Source organism: Paenibacillus sp. FSL F4-0122, from assembly GCF_038002845.1.
Taxonomy (GTDB): domain Bacteria; phylum Bacillota; class Bacilli; order Paenibacillales; family Paenibacillaceae; genus Paenibacillus_AQ; species Paenibacillus_AQ odorifer.
The window spans coordinates 3,024,003-3,046,483 of record NZ_JBBODI010000001.1; the positions used below are offsets into that span (position 1 = coordinate 3,024,003).

General features: G+C 44.9%; 21 protein-coding genes. 17 read left to right on the forward strand and 4 right to left on the reverse strand.

Annotation, left to right across the window (positions count from 1 at the left end):
- The 9 genes from MHH49_RS13065 (at window position 1) to MHH49_RS13105 (ending at window position 4,742) form a co-directional block, all read left to right on the forward strand.
- Window positions 1-612, forward strand: a complete 612-nt coding sequence (locus MHH49_RS13065; RefSeq protein WP_076105556.1) for a putative phage tail protein — start codon at window positions 1-3, stop codon at window positions 610-612.
- A gap of 11 nt (window positions 613-623) precedes the next feature.
- On the forward strand, window positions 624-2,120 hold the full coding sequence (locus tag MHH49_RS13070; protein ID WP_036681265.1) for a hypothetical protein: 1,497 nt from the start codon (window positions 624-626) through the stop codon (window positions 2,118-2,120).
- A gap of 18 nt (window positions 2,121-2,138) precedes the next feature.
- Entirely contained in the window at window positions 2,139-2,579 is a 441-nt protein-coding gene (locus tag MHH49_RS13075) for an XkdW family protein (protein ID WP_036681266.1), read from the forward strand.
- 25 nt (window positions 2,580-2,604) lie between these two features.
- Complete coding sequence (locus MHH49_RS13080; protein ID WP_036681268.1) at window positions 2,605-2,823, forward strand: hypothetical protein; 219 nt, start codon at window positions 2,605-2,607, stop codon at window positions 2,821-2,823.
- Window positions 2,824-2,917: 94 nt separating this feature from the next.
- Window positions 2,918-3,199, forward strand: coding sequence for a hypothetical protein (locus MHH49_RS13085; protein ID WP_036681272.1), 282 nt, complete (start codon window positions 2,918-2,920; stop codon window positions 3,197-3,199).
- A gap of 2 nt (window positions 3,200-3,201) precedes the next feature.
- Complete coding sequence (locus MHH49_RS13090; RefSeq protein WP_036681274.1) at window positions 3,202-3,402, forward strand: hypothetical protein; 201 nt, start codon at window positions 3,202-3,204, stop codon at window positions 3,400-3,402.
- Window positions 3,395-3,784: a hypothetical protein gene (locus MHH49_RS13095; RefSeq protein WP_341138185.1), complete on the forward strand. Its 390-nt coding sequence runs from the start codon at window positions 3,395-3,397 to the stop codon at window positions 3,782-3,784. Before MHH49_RS13090 ends, MHH49_RS13095 begins: the two co-directional genes overlap by 8 nt.
- Window positions 3,756-4,448, forward strand: a complete 693-nt coding sequence (locus MHH49_RS13100) for a M15 family metallopeptidase (protein WP_341138186.1) — start codon at window positions 3,756-3,758, stop codon at window positions 4,446-4,448. The genes MHH49_RS13095 and MHH49_RS13100 overlap by 29 nt, the downstream gene beginning before the upstream one ends.
- A gap of 12 nt (window positions 4,449-4,460) precedes the next feature.
- The gene (locus MHH49_RS13105; protein WP_076099882.1) at window positions 4,461-4,742 is read left to right on the forward strand and encodes a holin; all 282 of its coding nucleotides are present in this window, start codon (window positions 4,461-4,463) and stop codon (window positions 4,740-4,742) included.
- 103 nt (window positions 4,743-4,845) lie between these two features.
- On the opposite strand, the gene MHH49_RS13110 is transcribed toward MHH49_RS13105, so the two are convergent.
- From MHH49_RS13110 to MHH49_RS13125, 4 genes are all read right to left on the reverse strand, one after another.
- Window positions 4,846-6,156 (reverse strand): MBL fold metallo-hydrolase, encoded by a 1,311-nt coding sequence (locus MHH49_RS13110; RefSeq protein ID WP_341138187.1) that lies wholly within the window; start codon window positions 6,154-6,156, stop codon window positions 4,846-4,848.
- Window positions 6,153-7,832, reverse strand: a complete 1,680-nt coding sequence (locus MHH49_RS13115; RefSeq protein ID WP_076141916.1) for an ABC transporter permease — start codon at window positions 7,830-7,832, stop codon at window positions 6,153-6,155. Before MHH49_RS13115 ends, MHH49_RS13110 begins: the two co-directional genes overlap by 4 nt.
- Window positions 7,833-7,837: 5 nt before the next feature.
- Window positions 7,838-8,917 carry an ABC transporter substrate-binding protein gene (locus MHH49_RS13120; protein ID WP_076099904.1) on the reverse strand — a complete coding sequence of 360 codons (1,080 nt, stop codon included), beginning with the start codon at window positions 8,915-8,917 and terminating at the stop codon, window positions 7,838-7,840.
- Window positions 8,918-9,007: 90 nt separating this feature from the next.
- Window positions 9,008-9,976, reverse strand: a complete 969-nt coding sequence (locus tag MHH49_RS13125) for an ABC transporter ATP-binding protein (protein ID WP_076099886.1) — start codon at window positions 9,974-9,976, stop codon at window positions 9,008-9,010.
- A gap of 165 nt (window positions 9,977-10,141) precedes the next feature.
- On the opposite strand from MHH49_RS13125, the gene MHH49_RS13130 reads away from it, so the two are divergent.
- From MHH49_RS13130 to glmS, 8 genes are all read left to right on the forward strand, one after another.
- A complete protein-coding gene (locus MHH49_RS13130; RefSeq protein ID WP_036681285.1) occupies window positions 10,142-11,035 on the forward strand; it encodes a LysR family transcriptional regulator in 894 nt (297 codons plus the stop codon).
- 234 nt (window positions 11,036-11,269) lie between these two features.
- Complete coding sequence (ppc, locus tag MHH49_RS13135) at window positions 11,270-14,062, forward strand: phosphoenolpyruvate carboxylase (protein ID WP_036681287.1); 2,793 nt, start codon at window positions 11,270-11,272, stop codon at window positions 14,060-14,062.
- Between the two features lie 514 nt (window positions 14,063-14,576).
- Window positions 14,577-15,143, forward strand: a complete 567-nt coding sequence (gene sigW / locus MHH49_RS13140; protein ID WP_036681288.1) for an RNA polymerase sigma factor SigW — start codon at window positions 14,577-14,579, stop codon at window positions 15,141-15,143.
- A gap of 121 nt (window positions 15,144-15,264) precedes the next feature.
- A complete protein-coding gene (locus MHH49_RS13145; protein ID WP_036681404.1) occupies window positions 15,265-15,879 on the forward strand; it encodes a zf-HC2 domain-containing protein in 615 nt (204 codons plus the stop codon).
- Window positions 15,880-16,093: 214 nt separating this feature from the next.
- Window positions 16,094-16,924, forward strand: coding sequence for a diadenylate cyclase CdaA (gene cdaA, locus MHH49_RS13150; RefSeq protein WP_036681290.1), 831 nt, complete (start codon window positions 16,094-16,096; stop codon window positions 16,922-16,924).
- Complete coding sequence (locus MHH49_RS13155) at window positions 16,917-18,377, forward strand: CdaR family protein (protein ID WP_341138188.1); 1,461 nt, start codon at window positions 16,917-16,919, stop codon at window positions 18,375-18,377. Before cdaA ends, MHH49_RS13155 begins: the two co-directional genes overlap by 8 nt.
- Window positions 18,378-18,465: 88 nt before the next feature.
- Entirely contained in the window at window positions 18,466-19,806 is a 1,341-nt protein-coding gene (gene glmM / locus MHH49_RS13160) for a phosphoglucosamine mutase (protein WP_036681292.1), read from the forward strand.
- A 640-nt stretch (window positions 19,807-20,446) separates the two neighbouring features.
- Entirely contained in the window at window positions 20,447-22,279 is a 1,833-nt protein-coding gene (gene glmS, locus MHH49_RS13165; RefSeq protein WP_036681297.1) for a glutamine--fructose-6-phosphate transaminase (isomerizing), read from the forward strand.
- Window positions 22,280-22,481 lie beyond the last annotated feature (202 nt).

A 22,481-nucleotide genomic window follows, 5' to 3' on the forward strand; every position in this document is an offset into this window, starting at 1 on the left:
ATGAGTTACGGCAGCTCTTTATACAGCGAATTGTTATATTCCGCAGATAAAGATTCGAGCCATCCGGGTGAAGTCGAGGCGCCTGATCTAATGCAGTATTTACCGGATTATTATAAGGATGTCCGCGAAATGGAGAAGCTTCAGGAGACCATCGGGCTAGAAATTGGTGGACTGAAGGTAGGTACTATAGATGTACTGGATCAGGCGTTTATTGAAACGGCTACAGTGAGCCTTGGGCGCTGGGAATCCGAACTTGGACTCAGCAGCGATCCATCCAAGTCTTATGCCACTCGTCGAGAGATGATTAAGGCAAAGCTGCGTGGAAATGGAACGACCACACCGGAAATGATTCAGCGGACGGCGTCAGCTTTTTCAGGTGGAGTGGTTGAAGTAAAGGAAGTGCCTGAAGAGTACCGTTTTGAGATTCATTTTGTGAGTACACTGGGGATTCCTCCGAATATGGCAGGGTTGATTCAAATCATCGAAGAGATTAAACCTGCGCATTTAGCTTATGAATTTGTGTTCAGCTATACCTGGTGGGACTCTGTTAAGGCTTTGACTTGGGAGAGTGCTCACAGTAAAACATGGAACGAATTAAGAACTTATAGATAGGAGAGTGACATATGCAAACCACAGGAAATTTGGGCTTAAAGAAGCCAGAGGGAACAGATATCGTTGATATTGCCGATCTGAACGGGAATATGGACATTTTGGATAATGCAGTGAATGGTAAGGTCGATAAAGTAACAGGCAAACAGCTGTCCACGAACGATTACACCGCTGCCGAGAAAACGAAGCTGGCGGGGATTGCTACGGGAGCGAATAATTATGTGCATCCTAATCACACGGGGGATGTCACTAGTACTGGTGATGGAGTTACGGCTATTGCGGCTGGGGTGATTGTAAACGCCGATGTTAATGCTTCAGCCGGAATTGATGCTTCGAAGATTGGGACTGGCGTGGTCTCGAACGCAGAGTTTGGGTATTTGGATGGGGTGACTAGTGGGATTCAGGGGCAGTTGAATGGTAAGGCGCCGTTGGTTACTACGCCTCAGCAGACGACAGCGGATATTACGTACTATGTACGGACGGATGGGAATGACATAAACAACGGTTTAGCCAATACGGCAGCAGGGGCATTTAAAACAATCAATAGGGCTATCGGCATGATTCCTCAAGTTGTTAATCATACTGCATCTATAAATGTTACATCTGGAACCTATGCCGAAGATGTGAGGATTAGCGGCAAAGTAGGCGGTGGTCATGTTCAATTTATGGGTACTTCTGTAACTATCCGCTCCTTCGTGGCTGAACGGTGCAATCGTATTGTTATAGACGGTTTTTCTGCTAATACCACAACCTCAATGGGTTTTAATGCGTATGACGGTGGAAACATCGACATTAAAAATTGCTCCTGTGGAACTACCGCTAATTATCCGGGCATTAATATTGCAGGTCAAAACGCAGACATTAGAAATTCTTCGGTATCTGGACGAAACTTTGGAATAATAGTCGGAAGTGCTTCGATTGTTACATCACTCGAAAACACGGGGCAAGCGAATGGCGTAGGTCTTTACACTAGTCATGGCGGTTCAATCTATAAATATGGCTCACAGCCATCAGGAATAACTCCCGAAGGCTCATTAAATGGTATCATCACAAGTGGAGTTCTTAACCCATGGGGAGATAATACAACGAATTCCAGAAGTAATATTGCGTGCGGCGGTAGCGCTACACAAACAATCGTACCGAACACATTCACTAAACTTTTATTCCCATCGGTTTACTATGATCGTTTAGGTGAATGGAATGCGACCACCGGGGTTTTCACTGCAAAAGCTGCTGGTATATACGCTATTGATGTTATGGCTACATGCACATCCGTACCCTTGCCATTTGTGGTTCAGATTCAAATTTATAAAAACGGAGCGCGGGATCAGTGCATTGGAAGAACCGTTGCGTCAGCTAGTGGGCAAGACGTTTCCGTCCTTGGGGTTTCTAATACAGATCTTAGCGCTGGGCATACGCTTGAATTTTACATTTATCATTACGGAACATCTAACGTTGGGGTAACTGGTGACGGTCTTTTCAGTCATTTGAGAATAGTTAAAGTTGCATAGAAAAGGGGATGAGGAACAATGAATATAGCACAAGCAATTATGTATCTATACCCAAACGCCGACCCAATAAAAGATTTCATAGTGCAAGATAATGGAGCTGAACCCGTATTACACGAAGGCGTACACGGACGGACACGCTACGAAATCCGACCATTAGATGAAGACGAAACCGAGTATATAGAAGGTGTACACTATCGTTATGTAGTGGATTTTAATCGACTAGTCGAGGGTGAAGACTATGACATTGTAGAACGTGGCCCATACATCGCAGCTTGGAACCTAGACGCCCCGCAACCAACGGAAGAAGAACTGGAAGCGGCGTGGGAAGCATATCTAGAAGCAGAAGCTAACAAACCACCAGAATTAAGCGAAGTCGAGCAACTCCGTGCTGAGAATACTGCTTTGCAAGACAGGCTTCAAGATGTCGAAGTCATTATGGCTGAATTACTCAGCATATAAACCCAAAAGGAGGTGAGTTGTAATTATGACAATGGATTCAATAACAGCCGCCAAAATCCGCTTGATGGCCAATGCCTGCATCACTCGTTTTGATCGTGAGGAGGGTCCGATAGAGAATATCATTTCTTCCTATAACATGCAGCCGGATAATGAGATTTTGGTTAAGGATCAGATTATCCAGAAACGATCAGAATTTCATTTTGCTGAAAACGATTCGACTGAGCAAGCTTCATCAGCCAAATAATTAGCACGCATCCACACAGGGGCGTGTTTTTTTGTGCCCTCGGTGGTGCCGGGGGCTATTACGCATCAACATCATTACAGAAAGGAGCGGACGAATGGGCGAAGGGGATATTGCGCAATTGGAGAAGCTGCTGCCGCTGGCAGATAAGTATGGGCTGGCTTATATTGTTGCTTTCATTTTGATGATCGTGCTGATGGTGTTATTGCGTGCGATTGTCAAAGGGAACCTTGTACCGCGAGAAATGCTGGATCGGGCAGAGGAGGATCGGGATCGTCTGCAAGCGATTTTGGATAAGGAGCGCTCGGAGTTTATGCAGCCCACACTGGACGTCTTAAAGAAACTGAAGATTGACCATACGGAAGACAGGGGGAGTTAGGAATGCTGTCACAATGGATTCGGCGGCTGCTTCTCCCCCGGCATGTTGATAAAGAGATGGAGCTCCGTAGAGCCTCTACCAGCGTTACACTGACCATAAGTCATTATAAAAATGTCTCGCAGGAAATTCAGGAGGAGATTGATCGTAACCGGTTCGCCAAATATTTAGTTTATGATCGAGGGGATCATGATGCACATGATTGAATTTTTATTATTGGTGCTATATGGCACTACTACGGCCTGCGGATTATACATTATTCATCGCCACAGGCAATATTTTTACGAAAGATTCCAAAAAGGTGTGGTCAGCGTGTTTATGCTGGCTATGCTTTTTTTCTTATTGGCTTATACATTCAATATGCTTATCGTTCTACTATTCCGTTTGGCAGAATTACTAGGAGTGGACATGGAAACATGGCTGACTTGGCTTAATTATAGCTGGGCTATTGCCCAATTCGGTACAACTGGTGGAATTATAATATTAGCGATACTGACACGTTCCGGGAAATACGACCAATTTATTTATCTGAAAAAGATAGACAGAAAAGAGGAACTTCATGCTGACAATAACTCAGGTGAAAAATAAATCAGCCCAACGTCTAACCAACCTACACCCCGTAGTCCGTTCCGCTGCTACTGCTCTAATCGAACGTTGCTACAAACTCAATATCCCCATTCTCATTACGCAGGGACTTCGCACAATTGCCGAGCAGGATGCTCTATATGCACAAGGCCGTACCAAGCCCGGAGCGATTGTCACCAATGCACGTGGCGGATATAGCTATCACAATTTTGGATTGGCTGTAGATTTTGCTCTTTTGCTGCCGAATGGATCTAGTGTGTCTTGGGATATGTGCCGGGACGGCAATAACAACCAGATCGCAGATTGGCAGGAGGTTGTGAGGGAGGCAAAAGGGCTGGGCTTGGAGTGGGGAGGCGACTGGACAAGCTTCAAGGATTACCCACATTTTCAAATGGCGTTTGGGTTAACACTCACACAGTTACGAGCAGGGACAAAACCCTCAACATCTGCGGTGGAGTCAGCGTATAAGGTCATCAATCGGAAGGAGGAGGGAGAATTGAAGAGTGATGTTATTGCTGTCGTAAAGGTTAATGGGGTTAAGGTTGCAGATGGAGTGCTTGAAAAAGGCATCACCTACGTCCCTGTACGTGTTATTGCAGAAGCGCTGGGTGCTCAGGTAGGTTATGATTCTGCGACTCGAACGGTTGAGATTACAAGTACCCGCTAAGGAGGGAAAAGGATGGAAACTGGAACAATTTTAGATGATGTTATGGCGTTCGCCTCTATATTAGCAGTATTCGTACTGGCACTGGTTCAGTTGGTCAAAAATAGTATCAACATCCCGCGTAATGCAGTACCGATTATCGGACTATTGATAGGTTTGTTCATCGGCGTAGTAGCGTATCCTTTTACCGAACTTGATTTAGTGCTTCGCCTTTGGGCTGGGGGTCTTGCAGGCTTATCTGCAACCGGGTTGTTTGAACTAGCTTTTAAGGATCGCCCGGGCACGACGAAAGGGTAAGCGGATAATAGGTACGAATCATAAAAAGGGCTGTTCCAAAAAGTCTGAAAAAGACCTAAGGAAGAGCCCCACTGTTTTTCTCATGATATTACATAAATAAGATTCAGAACGAAAGCGTGCTGCCGGGTTGTAAAGAATATAGTCCTGTGAAACCTTCTTCTTTTAATATAGAAGCTACATGGTCGATATGTGGTTTGGGAGCATGGACGAGCACTGTCCGGTGGCTGGGAATCGTTTGGAGCATTTTGCGAATGTCCGGCAAGCCTTGATGGACTTTATAGCGGATAAGTGAGACTGTACAGCGTACGCTGCTAGATTCTTCGATCATAGCTTGCTTAACGAGACGATGTCCAAAGCTTCCTGCCGCTAAATGTCCCGTAAAAATCACATGGTTGTCAGGAGAAACAGAGAGTTGATGAAAGTATTCTTGCGCTTTTGCCGACTGCATCATCCCGTCATTGGTGAATACGATAGCTCCCTTAAGATTCAACATTGCCTTCGCGCGTTCGTCCGAATTAGATACAACACACAAGTTTTTTCTGTTAAAAAGCGCATTTGCGCGCGGAATAGCGTCCTCTTTCAGCCATTCCACCTTGTCGCTTAATGCTCGTAAAGGAGCGACGAGTGCTTCTTCAACGATCAATTGATGATCTGGAAAACATTCATTTGCCCATACGATCAATTCCTGGCTTCTGCCATGGATAGGCACAGGAAAGAGGACTGTACCCTCTTTTTGCAAGGTGTTGTGGATGGCTATCTCTAATTGCTGTAATTTTACAAGCTGCTCATCAGGATCTGCCCCATAAGCAGCATCGATAATGGACAGATCAGCCACATTTTTAGCTTCGGCTTCCATAATTGCTGGGGTGTCTGCCGTGAGCAGCTGTGACTCCTCCGTATAATCCCCTGAGAAAAATACAGTTTTGTCCTCCCATTCTAGGCCCAACCAAACCGAACCTGCTAAATGCCCGCTACGTCCCCATTGAACTCGAAGGTTAGGCGCAAGCGTCAGCCAAGTTTGAGGGGAGACATACTCCTCTAAATACTTGAATTGAATAGCTTCTTTATCCGTTTCCTCATAAGGGAGCGGGGCGGATTGAGCTGCCACATATTTATCCCAGGCCTCGAAATAATCAGGAAGCTGTAATGAGGTGGATCTAGTAGTCCATACCTTACCTCTGTATCCGTGTTTATAAAGTAAGGGCAGCGCTATGGAATGATCCTCATGAGCATGAGACAGAAATACTGCCTGCAAATGTGGAATAATATCCTTATCAAGTAGGGGGTATTCCCCTGGGCCTTCTTTTTTTACGCCACAATCGAGCAGGATGCCATTTCGTGAATCCTTGCCCTGCAAAAGATAGGAGGAACGGCCATGCTCTCCGGCCCCTCCCCAAATCGTTAGTCTGCTCATTGTTGTCTCCGCTTTCTATCTGGGCTTAAATATTCTAAGACTAATAGTAATAGGGTAGTGATGCCTACAGAGATTACAGCCATGGCCATCCCCATGGCTACCGCACCTTGTTCAAACTGGGCAAAAATATAGGTTGCCGAGGTCTGCATTGAAGGTGGCAGAATGAGTAATGAGGCTACCAGTTCCCGGTTGGAAATGGTGAAGGTCATCATCCAGCCAGCTACCATCCCCGGAAGGATGAGGGGAAGCAGGATACGGCGGAACACATACAGCTTACTTCCTCCGAATACTTGTCCCGCTTGCATCAGAGAGGAATCGATCTGCCCATAGCTTGCTTTTACATACTGAACAGTATAAGGAAGGAAAAGTACGACATAAGTCAGTACAACCATCCAGTAGGTATTATAGAGCGGGATAGGCATCCAGCGGGCATTCCACAGCAGAATTAGCCCTACTACAATTACAATTCCCGGGACTGTATTTGGAAGCAAGCTGAATAAATCTGTAATTTTCTGCTTGAATGTAGCCCCTTTTCCTACCGTTAAGGCAAACCAAGTCCCGAGAATAACAGCGATACTGGAAGCAACGATAGCTAATGTAAAGCTATTTAATAAGGCCTCAAGTCCTTGCGAACCCGGGGATAACAGCTCTGCATAATGTTTTAAGGTTAGATTGCTCCAGGATACACCTTCTCCCCGAAGCTTCAATAATGAGGCTGTTATGATAGAGAAATAAGGAATGCCGATGGATGCCAGAAGCAATAGAAGAACATAACCCCAGCTAAGAAACCCTACGATTCCTGTACTCTTATAACGGTTAGTACGAGTTCCTTTTCCACCGATCAGACGGTAAGAGTAGCGGCTGCTAATTACAGTTTGGATGTACCACATGACAAGACAAACTCCGAGCAGCAAGGAGGCTAGTGAAGTAGCCTTACCGAAATCAATCGGCCAACTGGAGATATATTTATGGATCTCAGAGGTCAGAACGTAAAAGCCGATCCTGCGGCCAAAGGTCGCAGGGGTACCGAATTCAGCAATTGTTTTAACGAAGATGAGCAGTGCTCCAAGCCCATAGCTAGAGAGCAGTAAAGGAATAATCACTCTTTTAAATCTGTAAAAGAAGGGGGCGCCGTGAACAGAGGCTGCTTCCTCCAGATTGCCCCCGATCTGCAAAAGCGCATTGCGCAGCAGCAGATACAGGAAGGGGAACAGGTGAAGGCTCATGATCAGCACCATACCCCCATAGCTAAAGAAATACGGTGTAAGCACGGAGGAGGAGGGCAGAAATTGCTCCATATACCCGCCCGTCTGCATAAACAACATCCAGCCCATAGAACCAATGTAAGGCGGCGTCATAAATGGAATTAACAGCACGACATCCAGCCAGTTGTGGCGCCCTAAGTCAGTTTTTGCCATAATCCAGGCTAGAGGCAGCGCAAACAAAGTAGTTAGCAGAATAACGCTTACCCCAAGCCCGATAGAATTCAGCAGTACCTCTACTAGGTCATTGCTCCCCATAATGGTTCGTAGTGGTGCGGTTATATCGAGATGCCCCTCTGGATAAACACTGGTCCAGAAAATGAGCAGGAGTGGTAGCAGCACGAGCACGGTTAGTATAAATAAAGCCAGTCCACCGCTCACCCATTTAAATGAGCGCAAAGAGTTAGTATTCATTACGCTTATTTAAAAATTTGTGTGAAGGTCGAGGAAACTTCATCGCCGTGCTCGTTCATCCATTCCCAATTCACATCAAATGTTTTAATTTCTTCAAGATTGGCACGATTTTCTGCCTTCACGTCAGTTCTGCCTGGCAGCAAATAGGCTTTGGCAACAAGGGCTTGCGCTTCATCGGATAGAAGGTAGTCGATAAAAGCCTTAGCGTTATCTACATTCGGGCTTGTCTTAATGATCGCAGCCGGACGAGGGCTGATTACAGTTCCTTCAGCAGGGTAGACGATATCCACAGGTTCTCCGTCAGCTTTTGCTTTATAAGCCATGTAATCTACGCCAGCAGCAACGACGGATTTAGCACCGGTAATCACCGGATCAAGTGCCTCTTGATTGGCGCCTGCCATAGCTACTTCATTGCTTTTATATTGTTTAAAAAGATCCCAGCCACTGTCCCCCTTAGCACTTAAATACCCAGTCATGAAATCAAGAGCCGAGCCGGAAAGTGAAGGATCGGGGATATTGACTGCACCCTTCCATTCCGCTTTAGTGAGATCATCCCATGAAGTCGGAGGTGTGCTTACTTTTTTAGTATTGTAGACAATCCCCAGTGCGGATGCGCTATAGCTAAAATAATTGCCATCTGCTGTGTCTGACCAATCGCTAACGAGCTTATCTGCATTAACCGCCTCTTTATATGGAAGTAATAATCCGTCGTTTTTCATTCCTTGCATGGACGGAAGAGAGGCGAGGACAACAACATCAACGACCGGATTGGATTTTTCTGCTTCCATGCGGGCAAGTATTTTTCCTGTAGTGCCTTGGAACATTTCAACCTTAACGCCAGTTTTGGCTTCAAAGCCGTCTTTGATTTTATTGGCTAAACCTTCAGGTCCTGCACTGTAAACGACAAGATTGCCGCTTAGTGTCTTTTCTGTTGGTTGTGGGGCTTCAGTTTGCGTCGCCGCCGCAGTATCGGTTTGGTTGTTGCTTGCGTTAGCCGCAGGGGTGTTCGAGGAGCCGCAGCCCACTAGAGTAATGCCAAGTGCAGTTGTTAGAAGAAGTGAACTTAACCCTTTTGTCTTTTTCATTTGATTCAATGTAATTGCCTCCCTAATATTGTTGTGTGCATCTTGCTGCATGGAACAGCATCATATAGAGCCATTCCATGCAGTGGACGCTTAATTCAGATGATGGATTTGGTGCTCTGAAGCGTACAGCTGAATCTTTTCCCCTACAGGTAGGCGCCGATCATGATAAGCGGTCCAAGTCCCATTGTGCTCCATGTTCAGAATGATCTCATAGCGATCCCCCATATAACTCACATGCTGAATAGTCCCTGTAAAAGGAAGAAAGGAAGCATCCTCCTGAGACCAGCGTAAATGTTCTGGACGCAGCATCTGTTTATCCGGAACGATCCAGTTGGATTTTCCAATAAAGTGGGCTACAAAAGGATGGCTCGGTTTTCGATAAATGTCCTCAGGAGAACCACTCTGTAAAATAGTGCCACCTTGCATTACAACTACTTCATCTGACATAGACATCGCCTCGGTTTGATCATGCGTCACATACAGGGCTGTAATGCCCATGTTTTTCACCAAGGAGATTAACTCCAGCCTCATTTCATCTCGCAAGACCGCATCTAGCGCACTTAATGGCTCATCGAATAATACAAGCTGAGGGCGCATGACTACGGCTCTGGCAAAAGCAACCCGCTGCTGTTGTCCACCGGACAGCTGATGTGGAAAACGCAGCTCTAACCCCTCCAGCTTGACCGATCGAAGTGCCTCCTGTACCCGAACCCGTAAATTCTTTTTTTGTTTGGAAGCTCGAAGTCCGAAGGCTACATTCTCGAACACAGTCAGATGCGGCCAGAGGGCGAAATCTTGAAAAACCATGCCAAAGTTACGGCGATGAATAGGGTGGCTAATTCTTTTGCTGCCTGAAAAAATAAACTCATCATCGATCAGAATTTCTCCTGCATCCGGTGTTTCCAGCCCAGCAATCAGACGGAGTAGTGTCGTCTTTCCACAACCTGAAGGACCGAGTAATGTCGTAAAGCTTCCAGCGGGAATCTTCAGATCTGCAGCCTTTAAGGCATGCACATCTCCGAATTTCTTTTCCAATCTGTGGATTGTAATTTCCTTCATTCTATCTACCTGCCTGTTCTTAAGCTTGTTCTTAGTGTAAAGGTAAAGAATTCCCGCTATATTTGCTGAATGTAACTGTGATATTAACTTTTTTGCCGATTTATTTTAACATTCATAGAATTCTTCTATGTTACCGTTTAGGAAAAGGCGAGGGAGTGGAAGAGAATGAACCTTAATCTAATGAAGCTGGAAATTGTAGAACTGCTGAATAAACATAAAAAAATTACCACGGTAGCAGATAAACTTGGACTAAAGCAGCCCACCGTTACGTATCATTTGAAGAATTTAGAGCAGCAATTGGGGGAGAAGTTATTTGAATCCAGAATGGATAAAATGATTCTTACGGAGAGTGGTAAAGCTTTTCTTCATTATGCAATCAAAATCAATGCGCTTGCTGCGGAGGCGGAGCGGGTGGTAAAAGAGTTCAGTCAGGCAGGCCGGGGGACGCTGAAAATTGGTGCCAGTTATGTTCCAGCTACATATATTCTTCCAAAAATATTGGGGCTGTTTGGCGAACAACATCCGGGGATTACCATTTCTTTATCGGTTAAACCTTCACCGGTGATCAAAGAAATGCTTGCCAGTCATGAGATTGATCTTGGTATCTTGTCTACGGAATCTTTTTATCTGCCTGATCTGCATACTCAAGCCTTATGTGAAGATGAGCTTGTCCTTGTTTTTGCACCTACACATGATTTTGCCGGATTTTCTAATTTAAACTCGGCGATGATCGCTTCAGCGAGCTTTATTTTGCATGACAAGGAATCAAGCACACGCCATTTGACGGATAAATGGTTTGAACGAGAGGGAAAAGAATCAAAACCGCATATTTTGCTCGATTCACTGGAGGCGATTAAGCAATCGCTTATGAGTGGACAGCATGTCTCATTTATTTCACGACTTGCTGTGGAGGACGAGGTAGCCAGAGGAAGATTGCTAATGCGAGCCATTCCGGATTATAATTTTGAAAGACATATTTATTATTCGTATAACCGTGATCGTCATTATTCTCCTTTAATTGGACTGTTCATTGACCAGCTCCGCACAATCCGAATATAAGCATACATAGAGAATATACGATAGAGCCATTATATATATGAAAGAATACATAAAATATAAGGACTGTATAAATTCAGAAATTGGTGTATAATCTTAGGTACTGTGTCGCTTTACAGCACAAAAAAGTTGCAGATTTTCAAACGGTTTTATTGTATGATATGAGGAAGCTTTAATAGACGATATTTAGACAGACAAACTTAACACATTGATCCGGAAGAGAATGGGGGGAGCAGCATGACCGAACTTACGACTACCGTCAGCAAAAGCAACTCTAACAATCTGCTGCGACGGGACGTACGGTTCTTGGGGAACATTTTAGGAGAGGTCTTGGTTCACCAAGGCGGTAACGAACTGCTAGAGATCGTGGAGAAGATCCGCGAGACCAGTAAATCGCTACGCTCACTATTTTTACCTGAACTGCATAGTGAATTTAAGGAGTTAATCAATTCTTTGGATCCGGAGAACCGTCATCAGGTAATAAGAGCGTTCGCCATTTATTTTCAATTGGTGAATATTGCCGAACAGAACCACCGGATTCGCCGTAAACGTGACTATGAACGTTCAGCTGGGGAGACAGTTCAACCCGGTTCTATAGAAAGCGCTATTCAAGAGCTTCGTGAACGTGATTTCTCTCATGAGGAAGTCAACGAGATTATTGAAGGATTGTCTCTGGAACTTGTAATGACGGCACATCCAACGGAAGCCATGCGCCGTGCGATTCTCGATATTCATAAACGGATATCCGATGATGTTATGGGTCTTGATAACCCTACTCTAACTTTCCGTGAACGTGAACAGCTTCGCGAGAAGCTATTGAATGAAGTGATTACGCTTTGGCAAACGGATGAGCTACGTGACCGCAAGCCAACAGTACTCGATGAAGTGCGCAATGGAATGTACTATTTCCATGAGACTATTTTCCATGTATTGCCGGATGTGTATCAAGAGCTTGAACGCTGTCTGAGCAAATACTATCCAGGACAGAATTGGCATGTGCCAACCTACTTGCGTTTTGGATCATGGATTGGCGGAGACCGTGATGGTAACCCTTCGGTAACCTCAACAGTCACTGCGCAGACTTTACGCATGCAGCGTAAGCTGGCCATTCGTGAATATCAGCGTATTATGCGTGAACTCATGAAATATCTAAGCTTTAGCACAAGTATTGTTAAAGTGACGCCTGAGCTAGTAGAATCCATCGAAGCTGATCGTGAGATCATTAACCTAGGCAAGATGGAAGAATGGCGCAATGACAACGAACCTTACCGAATTAAACTTAGCTACATGATCTCTAAGACACAAAATGTTTTGGATGATGAGAAAAAAGATACTCCTGAGCGTTATGCTACACCTGAGGAGTTCATAGATGATTTGAATGTCATTGACCGCAGTCTACGACATCACTATGCCGACTATGTGGCCGATACCTATATTAAAAAGCTAATCCGCCAAGTGGAGCTGTTCGGATTCCATACGGCAACTCTTGACGTGCGTCAACACAGCCAAGAACATGAGAATGCCATGACAGAAATTTTGGCGAAGATGAACATTTCGCCGGATTACTCTAAGTTGACGGAGATCGAGAAGATTGATCTGCTGGAGAAATTGCTGAATGATCCACGTCCGTTGACCTCTTCTTACCAGACTTACACTGAAAGTACAGAGGAGTGTCTGGCGGTTTACCGGACGATCTTCGCATCGCAGGAAGAGTACGGCAAACAATGTATCACCAGTTATCTGATCAGTATGGCGGAAGCTGCAAGCGACATTCTGGAGGTTATGGTCTTCGCCAAAGAGGTAGGACTATTCCGCAAGGATAACGACGGTACAGTTGTATGTACCCTGCAAGCTGTGCCACTTTTTGAAACGATTGATGATTTGCATGAAGCACCGCAAATTATGCACACACTGCTCAGTATGCCGATCTACCGTGATGCGGTAAGAGCAATGAATGATTTGCAGGAAATCATGCTTGGATATTCAGATAGTAATAAAGATGGCGGCGTGGTTACTGCTAACTGGGAACTGCGTGTTGCCCTAAAAGAAATTACAGCGACAGCCGATCAGTTCGGAATCAAGCTAAAGTTCTTCCATGGTCGTGGTGGAGCGCTCGGCCGCGGGGGTATGCCGCTTAACCGCAGTATTCTTGCTCAGCCAGCTTCGACAATTGGCGGCGGGATTAAGATTACCGAGCAGGGAGAAGTAATCTCCTCCCGTTACTCCATGCAGGGGATTGCTTACCGCAGTCTGGAGCAAGCAACATCTGCGCTTGTAACAGCAGCAATTAGTGCGAGAGTGCCACAAGCGGATCTTTATGAAGAGAAATGGGAAGAGATTGTTGCCCGGATTTCTGAGGTCTCGCTGAACAAATATCAGGATTTGATCTTCCGTGATCCGGATTTCCTGACTTATTTCAAAGAATCAACACCTCTGCCTGAGGTTGGAGAGCTTAATATCGGTTCCCGTCCTTCCAAGCGGAAGAACAGCGACCGTTTTGAAGATCTGCGTGCAATTCCTTGGGTATTTGCATGGACACAAAGCCGTTATTTGCTCCCAGCCTGGTACGCTGCTGGAACCGGACTGCAGAGTTTCTATGAGGGTAAGGAAGAGAATCTGAAGATAATGCAACATATGTATGAGAACTTCTCATTCTTTACTACACTGATAGATACGCTGCAAATGGCTATTTCAAAAGCGGACTTGATTATTGCTAAGGAATACGCCAGCATGGGCAAGAACGAGGAAGCACGTCAACGGATCTTCGGCCAGATTGAAGATGAATTTAATCTGACCTCTGAGCTGATCCTGAAGATTACAGGCCAGCAGGATATTCTGGATAACGTTCCTGTGATTCAAGAGTCGATCAGACTCCGTAATCCATACGTTGATCCGCTTAGCTACCTGCAGGTTCAATTGCTATCCGAGCTTAGAGCGCTCCGTGAAATCGATGGAGATGATAGCGAACTGCTTCGCGAAGTATTGCTTACCATCAACGGCATTGCCGCCGGTCTTCGGAATACCGGCTGATATAGTCTTAACAACAAAAAGTCCGCCCTATTTGGGGCGGACTTTTTTTGCCTAATACAAGTTGTTGTGATCATAAACTGTATATTGCTGCTGTGAACTTTACTTGTGCCTAAATATTGGAGAGTCAAACCCGATATTTTTTTTATTACCCTACCCAAGTAACCGAGATGTAATCGGAGGTAAATAACGTGGCACTTATTACTTCGGTGATGGAGCAGCGTAGAGAATATTTGGAACTGTAGGAGCGCCAGCGTTCGCCTTTATCCTCAGATTTCGACCGCTATATGCGGTTTATAATCAGAAAATGTGAGGATAACAGCGACCGGAAGTCCAAATATTTCTCGGAGCCGCACTTAATCGCCTATACCAAGTTGTCCAGTTTTTAACTCAGTTTACATAGAAGGTTACAATACAATCCTTGATTTTTACACAAACTTGAATTACGATTTAATTGCTTGTACCGTGGATATTTGCGAAGAAATACCAAGGGCGGCAAGTCTGGGGGAGTTAACAGGTGGAGAATTTGGAAGGCAGATTGACAAAGCTCGCCTTGAAGGGCGACCAAAGGGCATTTGCCGAGCTTGTGGAACTATATAAAGACAAAATATATCATTTAGCTTACAGGATGTTGAACAATCGCCATGAGGCGGAGGATATTGTTCAGGAGACCTTTTTGCGTGTGTATAGGAATTTGGATCGTTATGATGATAAACAGAAGTTCTCCACATGGATTTACCGGATTGGAACGAACCTCTGTATTGATAGATTGCGTAAACGAAAACCAACCTATTCGCTGGATGCTGAAATGAACGATCAGGAGGGCCTTGATGGCTACTCGTTGATTCCGAGCGATAATGTGACACCTGAGACCGAACTATTGCTCTCTGAGACGCAGGGGCTAATCTATGAGGCGATTGACAGTCTGCCTGTGAAATACAGGTCGGTGATGATTCTGAGGTACCTGCAGGATCTGTCACTTCAGGAGATTAGTGATGTCCTGGATATGCCCGTGACCACGATTAAGACGCGTGTACACCGAGGCCGTGAATTTTTGCGTAAAAAATTAGGCCCGAAAATGTAAAAATAGATTTTTTTTATGAAACATCTTTTCGAGAGCGACGTATGTAAGTTAAGCAAGTCTTATGTGTCCTGACCCTTTGTCTTAGGATAATTAAATAGCACTCATGAAAGGATTGGCTCCTATGGAATGCAAACTGGCCGTCTCTATGATGCATGACTACTTGGATGACGACTTGCCCGAACAGCAGCAGAGGGAATTGAAGGAGCATCTTCTATCCTGTCCAGATTGCCGTGCAAAGTTTAAAGAATTGGAACAGACAGATATGTTGATGTTCTCCCTAATGCATCAGAATCCTGTAGCTTCAGATGATCTTGTGAGCCGGATAATGAGTTCATTGCCAAAGACTAAGAAAGAAAAAGCCTTTATTACCTGGATCAAGAGACACCCTGCACTTACAGCGGCATCTCTATTCCTTGTCGTTATGCTGATGAGCACCGTAACTTTTTGGAGTCCAGACAGACAACTTGTAGTTAGAGGTGTTGATTTGGATCAAGTGGTCATCAAAGGGGATACTGTAATTGTACCTTCCGGCAAAATAATTACCGGAGACCTTACCATAGAGAACGGTAAAGCACAGGTATATGGAGAAGTGAACGGCAACGTGACAGTCATTGACGGATCTCTATATCAGGCTTCAACAGCTCATATTTCTGGGCAAGTCAAAAGCATAGACCAGGCAGTAAGCTGGTTCTGGTATAAAGTGACGAACATGTTCTCTGAAGTTGCCTACCGTTAATGCGGGCAGTGGTTACCTTGAGCAGGAATATTAATTAGCGCCTCTTTTTCCGGAAAGATGGCGCTTTTTTGTTTCCTTAAATTGGGTGGTTTCGGAAAGGATTGAGGGACTAAACTTGCAACTGAAGCCCGAACGTTATAACCTAGATATGATACAGAGCTAACAGACATTTTACATAAACCCAGCTAATTTGAAATGACGGGGGTTTTAGGCAATGAGTTATTTTACTGAGCTAACATGGAAAGATTCCATTAAAGATATAATTGATATCCTAATCGTCAGTTACATTATTTATAAAGTGCTTAATATGGTACGCGGGACGCGGGCGATTCAGCTTTTAAAAGGGATATTGGTTCTGGTCTTGATTTGGGCGGTAAGCACAATCTTGGACTTGTATACACTTAAATGGCTAATGAATCAAATGTTTACTTTCGGGGTCCTAGCTGTCTTTATCATTTTTCAGCCGGAACTACGAAGGGGACTGGAGCAGCTTGGACGGGGCAGATTTTTCGGACGGGCTGGAGAAAGTGACGAAGAGATCAGTAAGTTAATCGGCGAAGTGATTAAAGCCGTGAATTATTTATCTCGCAGAAAAATAGGGGCGTTAATCGTTTTTGAGCGGGAGACAGGGCTAAACGAATATACAGAGTCAGGTATACCCATGCGTTCCCTGGTCAGCTCCGAATTACTCATTAACATCTTCATTCCCAATACACCTCTGCATGACGGAGCCCTTATTATGCAGGGAAATCAGATTGCTGCGGCTGCTTGTTACTTGCCTTTGTCCGAGAATCCTTTTATCAGCAAAGAACTGGGAACCCGTCATCGCGCTGCTATAGGAATAAGTGAGGTTGCGGACTCGGTGTCTGTCATTGTCTCAGAGGAGACAGGGCAGATTTCCCTTGCAATTAATGGCCAGATCGTGAGAGACATTAAGGAAGAATCCATGATATCGAAGCTCCATCAAGAGCTTAGTGTAAGTTCATCGCTGAAGGAGAAGGGTTCAACTTTCTGGAAACGGAAGGGGGACAAGAACCATGGATAAGTGGATGAACAATAACAATTTCAATAAGATTCTGGCCCTTGTGTTCGGGATCATTTTGTTTACGATGGTTCATGTCGATACTGCGCCTTCTGGACAGACAACAGTGGATATTAAAACAAAAACTATTGAGAATGTGAAGATTGAAGTGACCGGCCTTGACGAGGATAAATATGTCCTTGAACCTTTGGCTGTCGACAGTGTGAGTCTGGAGGTAGCGGGTAAAAATTCCGATATCTCCTTTCAGTTCTCGGATGACTATAAAGTAATGCTTGATCTGACTAAGGTCGAACCTGGAGATACCACGTTGCCACTTTATTATAAACTGCCAAAAGGTGTATCCCTGGTAAGAATGAATCCTAAAGAGGTTACCGTACATGTAGAATCACGGAATACAAAGTCTTTTCCCATATCCTTGGTTACGAAGGGGAAACCTGCAGAGGGCTACCAAATAGGCACCCCGGTCCTGCAGCCTACAGATACTGTCGAAGTCACACTTGCTGATAATGAACTGAGCAAGGTAGCTAAGATACAAGGAACCATTGAGCTTAACGGTGAAAATGAGACATTTAAAGAGAAAAAATTGAAGCTACACGCTTATGATAAGGATGGAAATGAAATTAAAAATGCTGTAATTGAGCCTTCTACTGTATCCGTGGAATTGCCGATTACCTTACCGTTTAAGAGTTTGCCGCTGGAGATTGGCTTTACTGGAAAACTTTCGGATTCTCTCGTATTATCCAAATTGACACCTGAGCAGGAAGCAGTCGTAGTGTATGGACAAGCAGAGGCTTTGGCAGCTTTATCAGCCTATGAAGCCACTGTTAACCTTAGTGCAATAGATTCTGCTGGAACGAAACAAGTAAAGGTCGATTTGAAGCCTCCGGCTGGAACGGAGAAAGTCATGCCCGAAGCTGTGAATGTTTCATTAACCATCTCAGAAATTGCTGAGCGGACGATTGAGGCGGTACCTGTCAAGCTTCAGGGTGTGGGGGATGATCTGGAAGGAAGTATTGTTAATCCTTCAAGCAAGGAAATAGCGCTTACCTTAAAGGGTGCGCCTGCTTTACTAGATCAACTTGATAAGAAAGATATAGGGGTTGTGGCTGATGTTAGCGGTCTTTCGGCTGGAACTCACGAGGTTTCTTTGCGGGTATCGCTGCCCCAGTTTATCGCACTAGCCAATTCAGGGGTGCCTCTTACTGTGACCGTGCAGCTGTTATCACCTGCAGCGCCAGTTCCTACACCTCATCCAGATACGGGGGGGGTAACTACTACTCCTGAGCCAAGTTCTGAACCTGTTATAGGTGATGAGGAACCTACGGAGAAGCCCACTCATAGCGGAGAGGCTGGAGCAACACCAACGCCTGTACCAACGGATACCAATCCGGAGAATAACGGCACAGCTAACACAAGTACGAATTCCGAAAATCCTGTAGGTACGGGCGGGACGTAATCTTTTGAGCCCAGAGGTACACCAAAATAGTATGCAAATCATATGATAGTACATTAAGCTAACGTAGCGTATTCAAAGGAGAAAAATAATGGGGAAGTATTTTGGAACAGACGGTGTGCGGGGAGTAGCAAACCGTGAATTGACTGCAGAAATGGCTTATAGCATTGGCCGTTGTGGAGGATATGTACTAGCGGGTAACTTGGATAAACCGAAGGTTGTTATCGGAATGGATACACGTATTTCCGGTCCTTTATTGGAATCCGCGCTGATTGCGGGCTTATTGTCTATTGGAGCTGATGTAATCCGTATAGGCGTAGTTAGTACACCTGCTGTTGCCTATATTACGAGATTGTTAAAAGCAGACGCAGGCGTCATGATCTCAGCTTCTCACAATCCGGTAGAGGATAACGGCATTAAGTTCTTTGGTGGGGATGGCTTCAAGCTAACAGATGAAACCGAACTGCAAATTGAAGAGCTTATGGATGCGGAGGTAGATGAATTGCCTCGTCCTATCGGTTCAGGTTTAGGTATGGTTACCGTAGATAATGACGCTAAGTATCTTTATCTGGAGTATTTGAAAACTACCATTTCTCAGGACTTTAAGGGAATCAAGGTTGTACTGGACTGTGCGCATGGCGCAGCGTATGAGCTTGCTCCAAGACTGTTCAGAGAGCTTGGCGCTGAGGTGATCTCTATCGGGGCTGAGCCAGATGGATTGAATATTAATGATGGATTTGGTTCGACACATCCAGAGACTTTGCGTGAAGAAGTCTTACGTCATGGAGCTGATTTGGGACTTGCTTTTGACGGAGATGCAGACCGCTTGATCGCTATTGATAATAATGGTGATGAAGTCGATGGTGACTTTATCCTTTGTATTTGTGGCGATGCGATGAACCGTGCAGGTAAGCTGAAGGATAGCACGATTGTATCAACCGTTATGAGTAACATCGGATTTTATAAAGCTACCGAGAAATTATCCCTGAATACCGCTAAGACAGCTGTAGGGGATCGTTATGTTATGGAAGAAATGCGTCGTGGAGGCTTTAATCTAGGTGGAGAACAGTCTGGACATGTTATTTTCCTGGATTACAATACTACTGGTGATGGTATTCTTACAGCTATTCAGCTGGTAGACACACTTAAGGCTACAGGCAAACAGCTTAGCGAAGTTAAGAGTATGATGACTAAATACCCGCAGGTGCTGGTTAATGTTCGTGTACAGGATAAGACTAATTACCCTAATAACGTAGCTATAGAAGCGGCTATCGCTGAAGTAGAAGGCAAGCTAGGCGACAATGGCCGTGTGCTTGTACGTCCGTCAGGTACGGAATCTCTAATCCGCGTTATGGCAGAGGGACCGGATAAGGCAGATCTGGATCTTTATGTGAATCAAATTGTGGAAGTAGTTCAACGCGAATTGGTATAATCCATTACCTTAACTATAAGGCTGGTGCAGTGAGCGAGAGCGATTCGGATTCGTTGCACCAGTGTTATTTTATTTTAGGATTGGATCGTTTGAACTGGTTTTGTAAAATTTAGGTTGGTGCGCCATTGCCAAAGTACTACAAGGTGCATATAATAGATTAAGTGTCATTCTAGAAGGAAAGCGGGGATTGTGAGGTTAGCAATAGCAAGCGCCAGAGCTTGGTCTAGCGCGGGAGAGAAGGGAAAGCTGCTTACTTGTTATGTAGGCTATGGCTTGAACGGATCACGGCAGACGTAAGCTGACGAGGTGGAGGTGTTCGAAATGTTCGGCGGGGACCTCCCGGTGATGCACCAGAGCCGTAAATGGATACGGAAAATGAAAGGGCGACCTTTCACACAACGTTTTCATGGGTGCAACAAATTATATTATTCATGTGTGCGCGCATCAGAAGGAAACACGTTATTTCTGCCACGGCAGAGGAGAAGGCTGTGCATTTCATGAACATTAGAATGTAAGTGACAGTTTATTTTGTTGATCCTAAAATACAACAGAATATTTGCTTTTTCTCAAAAACATGCCGCACGGCACGTTTCTTTCCTTATGCCGCCACATTACGATAACTCGGACGGGGGAAATTATAATGTGTGGTATTGTAGGATATATTGGTAATCAGAATTCGCAGGGGATCTTGGTTGAGGGCTTGAAGAAATTGGAATATCGTGGATATGATTCCGCTGGTATTGCTGTATTTACCCAAGAAGGACTGCAAGTAGTGAAAGCTCAAGGCCGTTTGGCGAATCTGCAGTCGAAGCTCCAAGACAGCCCGCTGGCAGGTAGCGCAGGTATCGGACACACACGCTGGGCAACTCACGGTAAACCATCCGATGAGAACTCACATCCACATACGGATAACAGCATGAAGTTCTCGGTAGTTCACAACGGTATTGTCGAAAACTATCTGGATCTGAAAGAAGAGCTGATCGCTGGCGGATGCCACTTTGTCTCTGAAACAGATACAGAAGTTATTTCACATCTGATTGCTCGCGAATATGACGGGGATATCGTGAAGGCTGTACAAAAAGCGATTACGTTCATGCGCGGTGCGTTTGCATTAGGCGTCCTGACTGAATATGAACCAGATAAACTGGTGGCTGTTCGTCAAGCTAGCCCGCTCATTATCGGTCTTGGCGAAGGAGAAAACTTTATCGGGTCAGATATTCCTGCACTGCTTGAATATACCCGTAACGTATATATTTTGAATGACGGCGAAATGGCTGTGCTGACAAGAGATGCTGTCGAATTGATGACGATTGAAGGCAATTTTATTTCTCGGGAAATGATTACTGTCGATTGGGATGCAGTTACCGCAGAAAAAGGCGGCTACGAGCATTTCATGTTGAAAGAAATACACGAGCAACCTAAGGCTTACCGCGACACAATGCGTGGTCGCATCAATGCGGAAGGCAACAAGGTTGTATTGCCTGAATTGAACATGACTGAAGAACAAATCAAGAACATCCGTAACATTCAAGTCGTTGCTTGCGGAACAGCATACAACGCAGGTGTGGTAGGACGTACTATGATCGAATCTTTGGTTCGTATTCCAGTAGAAAATGATATCGCTTCGGAATATCGTTACCGTTCCCCAATCGTGACTCCAGAAACTTTGGTTATCGTAGTCAGCCAATCCGGTGAGACTGCAGATACTTTGGCAGCTCTGCGTGAAGCGCAAGCTAACGGGGCACACGTATTGGCGATCACTAACGTAGTGGGCAGCTCTATTGCTCGGGAAGCAAACGATGTGTTGGTAACCTTGGCGGGTCCGGAAATTGCAGTAGCTTCGACCAAAGCTTACACTTCACAATTGATCGCATTTGGATTGTTTGCTCTTTACTTGGCTGAAGTTCGTGGAACACAAACCGAAGCACAAGTTACTAAGATTCTTGCAGCTATGCAATCTCTGCCAGAGCAAGTGGAAGAGATCCTAGCTCAAAAAGAAGCGATCAAAGGTTATGCTGAACAAATTTCTGAGCACAAAAACTTGTTCTTCATCGGCCGCGGCGTAGACTACGCTGTTGCTCAAGAAGGATCTTTGAAGCTGAAAGAAATCTCTTATATTCACTCCGAAGCTTATGCTGCAGGTGAATTGAAACACGGTACATTGGCTCTGATCGAAGAAGGTGTTCCAGTTATTGCCCTGGCAACTCAGGAAGCTGTACTTGAGAAGACCGTCAGCAACATCAAAGAAGTGAAAGCTCGTGGCGCAGACGTGCTGGCAATCACTCACCAAGAGCATTTGACTGACCTGCTTAGATCAGTTGATCAAGTGTTCGTGATTCCAAAGACACTTCCAATGCTGACAGCAGCTTTGTCCGTAGTGCCTCTGCAATTATTGTCTTATTATGCTTCTCTTGCGCTGGGTCATGATGTGGATAAACCACGTAACTTGGCGAAGAGTGTTACTGTGGAGTAGGTTTGGTGATATAAAAGTATAGTTGTTGTCAAAAGAAAATAAAGTATTAGACTGAGATGCTTCATTAAGCTAACTGGCAGGATAGTTTGAATATCCAATATACGGTATTATTTAAATTATATCGTTAGTAGTACTTTTTATATGCATCGGATACATTCAGTTCCAAAGGATGGTTCAAAACAGTCAAATAAAATCATGAAGG

Bases quoted from the DNA above. Each gene is read 5' to 3' on its own strand.
- MHH49_RS13115 (WP_076141916.1), bottom strand. From the start codon at position 7,832: ATGAATACTAACTCTTTGCGCTCATTTAAATGGGTGAGCGGTGGACTG.
- ppc (WP_036681287.1), top strand. From the start codon at position 11,270: ATGACCGAACTTACGACTACCGTCAGCAAAAGCAACTCTAACAATCTG.
- cdaA (WP_036681290.1), top strand. From the start codon at position 16,094: ATGAGTTATTTTACTGAGCTAACATGGAAAGATTCCATTAAAGATATA.
- MHH49_RS13085 (WP_036681272.1), top strand. From the start codon at position 2,918: ATGGGCGAAGGGGATATTGCGCAATTGGAGAAGCTGCTGCCGCTGGCA.
- MHH49_RS13120 (WP_076099904.1), bottom strand. From the start codon at position 8,917: ATGAAAAAGACAAAAGGGTTAAGTTCACTTCTTCTAACAACTGCACTT.
- MHH49_RS13130 (WP_036681285.1), top strand. From the start codon at position 10,142: ATGAACCTTAATCTAATGAAGCTGGAAATTGTAGAACTGCTGAATAAA.
- glmS (WP_036681297.1), top strand. From the start codon at position 20,447: ATGTGTGGTATTGTAGGATATATTGGTAATCAGAATTCGCAGGGGATC.
- MHH49_RS13090 (WP_036681274.1), top strand. From the start codon at position 3,202: ATGCTGTCACAATGGATTCGGCGGCTGCTTCTCCCCCGGCATGTTGAT.
- MHH49_RS13105 (WP_076099882.1), top strand. From the start codon at position 4,461: ATGGAAACTGGAACAATTTTAGATGATGTTATGGCGTTCGCCTCTATA.
- glmM (WP_036681292.1), top strand. From the start codon at position 18,466: ATGGGGAAGTATTTTGGAACAGACGGTGTGCGGGGAGTAGCAAACCGT.
- MHH49_RS13095 (WP_341138185.1), top strand. From the start codon at position 3,395: ATGATTGAATTTTTATTATTGGTGCTATATGGCACTACTACGGCCTGC.
- MHH49_RS13070 (WP_036681265.1), top strand. From the start codon at position 624: ATGCAAACCACAGGAAATTTGGGCTTAAAGAAGCCAGAGGGAACAGAT.
- MHH49_RS13065 (WP_076105556.1), top strand. From the start codon at position 1: ATGAGTTACGGCAGCTCTTTATACAGCGAATTGTTATATTCCGCAGAT.
- MHH49_RS13125 (WP_076099886.1), bottom strand. From the start codon at position 9,976: ATGAAGGAAATTACAATCCACAGATTGGAAAAGAAATTCGGAGATGTG.
- MHH49_RS13110 (WP_341138187.1), bottom strand. From the start codon at position 6,156: ATGAGCAGACTAACGATTTGGGGAGGGGCCGGAGAGCATGGCCGTTCC.
- MHH49_RS13075 (WP_036681266.1), top strand. From the start codon at position 2,139: ATGAATATAGCACAAGCAATTATGTATCTATACCCAAACGCCGACCCA.
- MHH49_RS13145 (WP_036681404.1), top strand. From the start codon at position 15,265: ATGGAATGCAAACTGGCCGTCTCTATGATGCATGACTACTTGGATGAC.
- MHH49_RS13155 (WP_341138188.1), top strand. From the start codon at position 16,917: ATGGATAAGTGGATGAACAATAACAATTTCAATAAGATTCTGGCCCTT.
- MHH49_RS13100 (WP_341138186.1), top strand. From the start codon at position 3,756: ATGCTGACAATAACTCAGGTGAAAAATAAATCAGCCCAACGTCTAACC.
- MHH49_RS13080 (WP_036681268.1), top strand. From the start codon at position 2,605: ATGACAATGGATTCAATAACAGCCGCCAAAATCCGCTTGATGGCCAAT.